This is a genomic window from Microbacterium sp. zg.Y909, from assembly GCF_024626565.1.
Map to the genome: position 1 here is coordinate 1 of NZ_JANJFJ010000590.1, position 1,881 is coordinate 1,881.

Annotated in this window: 1 protein-coding gene; it reads left to right on the plus strand. The window is 72.5% G+C overall.

Going from position 1 to position 1,881, the window contains the following annotated elements:
• On the plus strand, nucleotides 1-1,881 hold a 1,881-nt coding region (locus NQ160_RS23180), incomplete at its 5' end, for an aldehyde dehydrogenase family protein (protein WP_257517367.1).

Below are 1,881 nucleotides of genomic sequence, written 5' to 3' on the forward strand. Positions count from 1 at the left end.
CGCGCCCTCGAAGCGCGCCGAGCCGAGCTCATCGAGGTCGCCGCGTCCGAAACGGGCAAGGTGTTCGCCGAAGCAGACGTCGAGGTGAGCGAGGCGGTGGACTTCGCGAACTACTACGCCGCCACCGCGCGCGAACTCGACCGCGTCAGCGGAGCGGTCTTCGAGCCCGCCCGCATCACGGTCGTCGCTCCCCCCTGGAACTTTCCGCTCGCGATCCCGGCCGGGGGAGTGCTCGCCGCCCTTGCCGCAGGATCGGGAGTGGTCTTCAAACCCGCCCCGCAGGCGCGCCGCTGCGCCGCCGTGGTCGCAGAGGCGCTGTGGGAGGCCGGCGTCCCCCGCGACGTCCTGGTCCTCGCTGACGTCGAGGAGGAAGGTCTGGGGGAGCGGCTCATCTCGCATCCCGCAGTGGACCGCGTCATCCTCACCGGCTCGTGGGACACCGCAGCGCTCTTCCGCTCGTGGCGGCCCGACCTGCCGATGCTCGCAGAGACGAGCGGCAAGAACGCCATGATCGTCACGCCCAGCGCCGACCTCGACCTCGCCGTGGCGGATCTGGTGCGCAGCGCCTTCGGCCACGCCGGCCAGAAGTGCTCGGCCGCGTCGCTGGCGATCCTCGTGGGTCCGGTGGGGCGCTCCAAGCGGTTCGCCCGTCAGCTGAGGGATGCCACCCGCTCGATGCGGGTAGGTCCCCCCACCGACCCGCGGGCAGAGGTCGGACCGCTCGTCGAGGCGCCCCGGGGCAAGCTCGCCTGGGCACTGAGCACCCTCGAGGAGGGGGAGCGCTGGCTCGTGCAGCCGCGCCCCGTCGACGACGTCGCCCCGGAGTACGCGGGCCGGTTGTGGACGCCCGGCATCCGCGTCGGCGTGCAGCCCGGGTCCCGGACGCACCTCGAGGAGTTCTTCGGCCCGATGCTCGGCATCATGCACGCGTCCTCGCTCGCCCACGCGATCGAGCTGCAGAACGCGGTGGACTACGGCCTGACGGCGGGCCTCTTCACCCAGTCGCCCGCAGACCTCGCCCTCTGGCTCGACCGCGTGCAGGCGGGGAACCTCTACGTCAATCGCGGCATCACCGGCGCGATCGTGCAGCGCCAGCCCTTCGGCGGCTGGAAGCGTTCATCGGTGGGTGCCGGTGCGAAAGCGGGCGGCCCGAACTACCTCGTGGGGCTGGGATCGTGGCGGCCCTCGGCCAGCGGTTCGCAGTCGTCGACCCTGCACCTGCGGGGCCTGGATTCCCGCATCACCGCGATCATCGAAGCGGCCCAGCCGAGCCTCGACTACGAAGGCTTCGACTGGCTGCGTCGCGGGGCGCTGTCGGACGCCATCGCCTGGGACCGCGAATTCGGGCACGTCCGCGACGTCTCGCAGCTCGGCGTGGAGCGCAACCTCTTCCGCTATCGGCCGGTCGACGACGGGGTGGCCGTGCGCGCCACGGGCGACGCGGCATGGCAGTCTGTGCTGCGGGTCGTCGTCGCCGGCATCCGGGCGGGGTCGCCGTTCACTTTGAGCGCCCCGGCTGGCTTGCCGGCCGACGTGCGCCGCGCGCTGGGCGACCTTCGCGTGCCGGTGTACGTCGAGACCGACGAGCAGTGGATGCAGCGGATCGCCGGCGCGGGATCAGCGGCAACGGCGGAGTCGCCCACCCCCGAGACCGCTGCGCGCCCCCCGCGCGTGCGCCTGGTCGGCCCGCGCGCGTCGGTGGCGAGCCTTCATCGAGCACTCGCCGAGGCCGTCGCGGGAGACCCGGATCTCGCCGTGTACGACAACGAGGTGACCTCCGCCGGCCGGCTCGAGCTGCTGCCTTTCCTGCGGGAGCAGTCGATCACGATCACGGCGCACCGGTTCGGCAACCCCGACCCCTGGAGCGAGTCGGTCATCTGA